This window comes from Dyadobacter jejuensis (genome assembly GCF_003149085.1).
Classification (GTDB): Bacteria; Bacteroidota; Bacteroidia; order Cytophagales; family Spirosomataceae; genus Dyadobacter; species Dyadobacter jejuensis.
This window is the reverse complement of the sequence record NZ_QGDT01000028.1, coordinates 1-7,028: the sequence shown is the minus strand read 5'-3', so window position 1 is coordinate 7,028 and position 7,028 is coordinate 1. Positions and strand designations below refer to the sequence as shown.

The 7,028-nt window shown below is 32.2% G+C and carries 2 protein-coding genes; both read right to left on the bottom strand.

Annotated elements, in window-relative coordinates; all coding sequences use genetic code 11:
- Window positions 1–269: 269 nt before the first annotated feature.
- Window positions 270–2,057: an AAA domain-containing protein gene (locus tag CLV98_RS22680; RefSeq protein WP_109678358.1), complete on the bottom strand. Its 1,788-nt coding sequence runs from the start codon at window positions 2,055–2,057 to the stop codon at window positions 270–272.
- A gap of 2 nt (window positions 2,058–2,059) precedes the next feature.
- A complete protein-coding gene (locus tag CLV98_RS22675; RefSeq protein ID WP_109678356.1) occupies window positions 2,060–6,772 on the bottom strand; it encodes an ATP-binding protein in 4,713 nt (1,570 codons plus the stop codon).
- Window positions 6,773–7,028 lie beyond the last annotated feature (256 nt).

Genomic DNA, 7,028 nt, shown 5'->3' with positions numbered 1-7,028 from the left:
CCGGGTCAAAATCAATCTAAATTGGCATCATTTAAACCGTAATCACTGGCACTATTCGACCGAAATACCTGGCACAAATCGAACCGTAATATCCAGTAGAGAGATAGTAACTTAGGAGTCACGGCCTTTTGCGAGCAGCAATCGGTCAAATACTACAGGACAAACTCAACGATATCAATCACGATGGTAAGTTCTCCGACCTGCTTCCGCATAGGTGGAAAACATCCTAAACCCTATTAATTAAGTAGCAATAGGGGATGGTCGACTGGTTACGTTTTACTTTCAATTAGTTTTTTCTCATTTGAGTAGTAAAACGAATATTCGTCACTTAGTTTTTGAAGATAAATTTTTACATCTTCGTTTATATTCGGAGATGAACTAATAATATTTTTGTCAGCAATTATAATTGTATGCCGTTTGGCACGACTTGTCGCAACATTAAACAAGCGTCTTTCTAATGAATAATTGTAGCCCGCATTTGGAATTACAAAAATGGCTACATCAGTTGTAAGTCCTTGAATTCTTGCAACTGTTTCAATCAATAAATTTTTTGGATTTTCAATAGAGCCGTAGATGATTTTTTGCAATGCTTTTACTGTGTCAATGTAATTGCTTAAAACAGATATGTGTATTTTTTCATTGACTGTCAATAAATGAGCAACTAATAATTTTGCTATCCCCATAGCATTTTTAGGTCTTTTGTTACCAACTTCCAAATCAGTTTTAATGAGCGTTGAACCGCCATTTGGATTAAAAAGTAAATTTACATCATTTGGGATTTCTGGAAATGACAGCCGAATGTCTGTTTTTGCCCTTGATTTAAGGCTATTGTTGTAAAACAAACCTGTGTAATTAGAACCTCTTTGGGGTAAACGATAGGTTTCTGTTAATTGAAAAATAGGAACAGATGAAGTGTCAGAAAGGGAATTCAAGCCGTCCACCAAAAAGTCATAATTATTTTTGCTTATTTTATCTTCATTAATAGCCACAATAGGAGGCAACTGTTTTGTGTCGCCAATCCAAATATTTTTCTTTCCTAAAATTTTTGCTGCACTAAACATTGCAAGCAACGCTTGGCTTGCTTCATCAACTATAACATAATCAAAAGGCGGATTGTCTGTTACGTTAGTCGCTTCACTACTTGCAATAAAAAAAGTAGATAAAACTAAATTGCCTGGTTGTGGATTTATTTCTTTTGTCTGTTGTAATCTCGGAATGTCTTTGGCTTCGTCTGTAGATATTTTGGTTTTGAAAACTTTTCCTTCATCTAACAAATTTTCTAATGCAGGTTTTTCAACTACTTCAATTAAGGCTCTATTTGTAAGTGATGTTACCAAAACGGATTTTCCTTGTTTGCATAAGAGTTTACAGATTTCAGCAATTTGAAAGGTTTTTCCTGTTCCGGGCGGTCCAATTAAAACAACTTGGTCTGTTAATGCCAACTGACTTAATATAAAGTTCGGAATATCATTTTTGTTGTCAAGTAAAGATGGTTGCCAAGTTGCTTTTTGAAAATCTTGGTCTAAAATAGAACTTACATTTTCGGAATAGTTGTTCTGAACTATTTTTTGAAGATTGGCAATGTATTCAAATGGCGGTCTATTCGGACCCAAAAGCAAAATCATTTTTCCCGCTTCTGAAATGTTTACCGAAAAATCTAATTCAACGCCCCGAAAACCTGCGATATAAAAATCTTTTTCAAGATTACCGTCTTTATCTCTTGAAGGTGCTTGCCACACACAAGCCGTTTCTGTAAAATTTGATTTTTCTTTTATTAAATCGCCATAAGTTTTTTCTCCCCAATTTCTATAATCCCTCAATTCCTTAGGAACAGTAAAGCAATACAAGTATTCTCCTTTTCGTGGTAAGCCACGATTAGTAGAAAATTTCAATATCATTTCTCCGTCTTTGAACGTCAAAAATTGAGCAACAAATAGTTCTTCTCTTTCTTGTAACAAAAAGGTAGCGGAAGTATTTAATTTTTGATTAAATACTTTTGTTTGTGTTTGAAGTTCTTCTTCAAGGAATTTACTATGTTCTAGTCGAGAATACTTCATCTTTACAATAAATTTTCATTATCACCGCTTAAATCTACTTCTGTTTTCCGCTCGTCAAAACGGTAATCACCTAAATCTTCTGTGACGCTATAATCACTTGGTTTTACACTATTGAAATCAAAATGAACATCACCAAAATAGTGTAATAACTCAGCGAACCTTTCTAATCTATCGTCTTTATCAAGGTTTTCTGTACTGAAACTGATAGTAAGTTTATCTTGATTTCTCAATAACTCATACAATTTCAAACAACCTAATCTACCATTTCCGAAGTATGCCCAAAATATAGAATTTGGTCGCATTAGTTGTATCCATTCATTTGCTCCAATTTTCAAAGGCTCGTTTTGATATTTGTAACTTTTTACCACAAGTGGATATTCAATTCCGTCTTTTATTACTCCGTCAATTGTAGAAAATCCGTTTATGCCATTTGTAAATTCAAATCCTTCGCTTTCTAATCTTTCCTTGATAATTTCTTTTGCTTCTCTATTTGCTTCTTTTTGGTCGTTTTTAGAAATGTCAGTACTAAAATCTGTTCCTAGTGTTGCACCATTGGTTTTGGCAACTTGTTGTTTTAGTTTTGCAATTTCTTGTTTTAGTATTTCCGTTTCATTTGAATGCTCACTGAATAATTGCCACAAATCTTCAAACGTAAAGCCGTTTTCTTCTTTGGAAGCAATTTTTTGTAGTATTTTCTTTTGGTCTTCTGTGGTATTTAGATAGATTGTGCTTTCTATTATTGCATAATCTTCCAGATTGTACTTATAAAAGATATAATCCTCGACTTCGGCAAGCTTAACTAGTTTAGGCATTTTTCCATCATACAATAAAATTCTATGGCTTTCGGTTTCTTTCCACTCCTCTGAATTTTTTTCTAACTCTTCAAAATCAAATCCTTCTTGAAGTTTTAATTCATTATTATCTCTATTTTCATTGATAACTTGTACTACCTTTTTAAATGTTTCAAATTGCTCTTCAGTTTTGAATTTAATTCCTTGTTCTTTTAACCATTCAAATGAATTGAATAAAACAGTTTCATTCTTGTTAAAACGTGTTTCTTGTGCTAAATGGTTATTATGAAACTCTTTGTTGCCGTCCTTCAAATATTTTCGCAATTCAACTATAACAGAATTTTCAGTCCAAATACCTAAGTCTGTTAAAAAATCAATTTTGCTTTCCTCTTTGCCAATCCATTTTATTAGATAAGCGGGTAGGGCTTCACTTGCACAAGCGTATTTGCTTGGATAAACAGAAGTAATTGGATTGAAGCCTAAAATATTTACGGTTTCTGTATCTTCAATTTTACTCCAATCAATGTTTTTAATTGCTGTCTTTTTATTTTTCTTATTCCATTGATTAAAAACGAACTCTACAAAACTTAATTTCTGCTCATCTGATAAATCTTCTTTAAGGTATGGGCAAATGAATTTATCGTCTTCAAAATAAGGTTCTTCAATTAGCAATAGATTGTCGTTATCTTCTACAACAAGAGGGAATTCTTTAAATATTTTAGTAACACTTTTGTATTTTTGATGAAGTATTTCGGATTGTTGAATAAAATCAAAGTCAGTTAAATATTTATCAGTTCCCAATTCAATTTCTTCTTCATCTACGTTCAGGGCTTTAAACCGGTTAAAGTCAATTTCTTCAATATACAAACCGTAAAGAAATAAAAAGGCTAACTGTTCGGCATTCTCTAACAATTCAACTTGTTCCCAAAACATTTTAAAAATGTCGTTTGGTTCAGGTTCTTCACTAACACCAAACAAACTATTAACTCGCACTTTGCTCAATCCAAGCCCAATAAATTGATTTATTAAACTGTTTAAATGGTCGCTGTTTTCATAATTGTCAGGAAGGATTTTAGCAAGCCTTATTTCATAATTATCAATTTTTATTTTGTCTGTGAACGGTGGAATTTCTGAAAGCTTTAAATCCTGTTGTTCTGTTTCAATGATAACTTTGTCTTTAAACTTTTGATAATCGCTTTCTTTCAATTCACTACAAGCTAAATCTAAAATTTTATACTCGTAGTCCTCTTTGGTATATTTGGTTTTAGAACTGAATCTGAATTCTGTAAGTTCTTGTAGAAACTTGTGTTTCGCTTTGTATTTTACTATATCTACAAAGGTTTCTTTATGTTCATCTACATCTACAAATTCTAAAATCAAACTGTGTAAATCATCAGCTTTGATAATGCCATCATCTTCTTTGTGCCCTAAAAATTCTTGTGGTAGCACAAACAAATTACTAGCACAATTTTCATCAAGAAATTTCCTTGCTTCTGGGTCGGCTGACTGAACTTGATATGTCTTACTTGTCTTTTTTGATATTGAAAAAGAACGTTCGACTTTCTTAATAATAAACTCTTTGAAAAATTGCTTCTGATTGTCTTGGTATAGTTTGATGAGTGATTTGATTTCGTTTGCCTCTGTTAACTCTGAAAGAATTATATCTTGTTGGGGCAGATATATTTCTTTGAATATTGCTTCTTGTTCAGAAATTAAATAAGGTTTTAAATCTGTGAAAAACTCATCGCTTTTTATTTTATAGGAGTTTAACCAACTTGGTGTTGTTAGATTGCTATCAATAAGTTTGTTTAGCGGCTGTATAATAGCATTGCTATCGCAAAATAAATGAAGGTCTTTTAATGTGCCTTCGGCTACATTGTTAAATTTTGTGGCTTCGTTGATAAAATTTTGGAAGAGAATTTTCTTTTCTTCTGCTATTAGCGAGTTAGTTTTGCATTTTTCAGCAATCAAACCATACAGTTTTTTATCTTCAGGTAAAGTTAAACAAGCAAATATTGTTGGATAATCTTCAACAGAAAAGTCAGAAATCACAAAATCTAATTTCGTTAGTACACTTTTTATTTGTTTTGTTTTCTTGCTGTTGAAAAAGCAATTACTAAATTTAAATGATGTTTTTCCCTGCTTATCTCTTATAGAAACCACCTCATTGAATGAATAAAATCCCCCATTTGAAAATTTAAACAGTTTGATTTGGCAAATTTTTTCTTTGGTTTCCTTACGTAAGTAGCTCTCTTCAAGCTCTTTCATAAATTTATTATATGTTTCTTTTTCACAAGAAGCAATCCAACTATTTATACTTTCAAGATTTGCATTTTCTACAACATCTCTGATGTCCCATTCTTTAATGCCTAATTTTTCAGGTTTTGTTGCTTCATCAATTAACCATCTGTCAGTTTCATTATCCCAATCAAACCATTGAATATGATTTAATCCAAAATCGATTAAATCAATATTTAGTTTGAGGTTATTAATTTTTACATTTTGAACATTGTCCGAAATTCCTTTTTTGGTAGGAATGTTCATACGAAGCGATGCTAAAAGTCTATCATAAAAAATTGGCCTCAGCCATTTGTTATTTTGTCTGTCTGGAATGTCTGACAACAAGAATGAAGCATACAGATTTAAAAACCTGTTTCGATCATTAGTTTTATATGAGATAAGTTTTTTAGTTATGTGATTGGCAAGCTCAGGAAATAAATTAGAGTTGATGTCATCTTCGTGTAATTTCCTGCGATTTGCTTCGTTGCTGAAACTATCGCAATGAACTATAAATGCAAATCCGTTTATTTCATCTCCCATTGGGAAATATTTGTAAAAATTCGGTTTCTCTTTTAGCAGTCTGATTTGTTCATACGATTTTTCGTTTCCGAATTTTATTGTGTTGAAACCAATTGCAAACTTTATATCAAATTCTTTGTATTCGGGGGAAATTCTTTCAAATACATCAGAACCTTTTTTAATTATTCCTTCTTCAAGTAGTAATGGTATTTTCCCAATATCATCATTGTTGATGTAGACTTTTTGAAGTCTTTTCAAGGTATTCATTGAATACTGAATTCCATTTACAAGTTCAGAATAGTCTTTATCCAAAAGCTTCTTTTTGTCTTCGCCTAATTTTATAAAAAACAAGCTGCCTTGTTTCAAAACATTTTTCTTTAAACTTTCTGAATGATTGGTGAAATTATCGTTTAGAAATCCAACAAGTTCGTTTAGTTCATCTTGTGGGAATAGAATTTTGTCTTTGTAGTTGATGTCCTTTATGGTCTCGTTTGGGTCTGAAGGGAAATTAGTTAGTAGCAGTTTTAACAAATAAGGCGAATTGATAAATTCCTGATAGTTTTCTTTATTTGGAACTATCGGTTCAATTATTTCATTGCTCAATAAACTTTCTAGGTCCTGTAACTTTGCCCAACTAAAGATGATTGGTCCTTTATATTGTTTAACAAGCTCATCCGTTCCTTCATTTTTACCAACCAATCTGTGGGCTAACTTAAAACCAATTCCAAATCTTCCAATTTTATCAGGGTCTTTTTTGGTCGTTTGAGCAATATTTAGAATTGATTGTAAGCCCTCAACATCAAAAGGACTTCCATTGTTAATAGCTAAGAAATATTTGTCGTTGTAGAAAATGTAAAAGTGAGTAGAGCCGCAATCAACCGCATTTTGCAGAAATTCATAAATCGCTTGCCCGTCTTCTGCTATTTTTAGAATAGAAGGCAAATAACTTGCAATATCAGGCTTGTCACCGTGATACATCTCAAAAAAGCCTTTGATAGTTTTTTTACCATTTTCTTTGTGATAAGTACCTACGAAGTTTTCGTTATGTGTCGGGTTTTTCCTATCAATTTCTTTTATTTTGGTCTTGTACCAATAACGAAATGATTTAGCACTTTTTATTTTCATTCTGCCTAGTAGTTGTCAAAGTGATTAAGTTTAGTTTCTGTTTGTCTTGCGGTTAGGCAAAAAGCAAATGCGCTGCAACTGTGTCGGCTTGTACGATGGGTTGCAGCTCTTTTGATTATGCTGAAGAGTTGGCTTCTTTGTTCATTTATGATACTCCCTCTTTATAGGACCAAAATATTATTTTTTTTCTTTTTCAACTGCCTATTCAGTTTATTCTTTGGTTCTGTCAAGGCTTCCGACCTCTGGGAGGAATTTA